Below are 518 nucleotides of genomic sequence, written 5' to 3'. Positions count from 1 at the left end.
CCGCGCCCCCCGGTGGCGCCAGGCCGGTTTTGCAGGAGCAGGCATCGGATGGTCAAACGTTCGGCTTCCCCCCCGGCCCAGGCGCCGCTGTTGCGCCCGCACGCCCCTGCCCCCGGCAGCGCCGCGCGCCGGGACGGGCCGGCGCCGGCCCCCACCGCACGGCGCGGCCCGGCGCACGGCCCGGTGCTGGTGCCGCCCGGCCTGCGCGAGGCCCCGGTGCTGGACCTGATGTGTTCGCGCCTGGCGCTGACGCTGGCCGCGCGCCAGGGCGGGCGCTTCAACCTGCGGCGCGACCTGCCAGCGCTGCTGGCCCTGGCCGGCCGCCACCTGGTGTGGCCGGCCACGGTGCTGCGCCGGCTGCGCAGCTTTCTGGAACACCGCTGCCGCGACCACGACTGGTGGCGCGGCCAAGCCGCCCTGGGCCCCGCCGCCTTTCTGGCGCGCCACGGCGTGTGGCAGGGCCCGTACGAGGAAGAAACCCTGTTCTTCCACCTGGACGACTACGCCAAGGAAGCCCC

Annotated in this window: 1 pseudogene; it reads left to right on the top strand. The window is 77.2% G+C overall.

Features of this window, described 5'->3' with window-relative positions:
* Positions 1 to 48 precede the first annotated feature (48 nt).
* Positions 49 to 518 (top strand): annotated as a pseudogene (locus tag HA630_RS26665) (hypothetical protein); the annotation flags it as partial.

This window comes from Aquabacterium sp. A08 (genome assembly GCF_011742065.1).
This window is presented reverse-complemented; position numbering and strand designations above follow the sequence as displayed.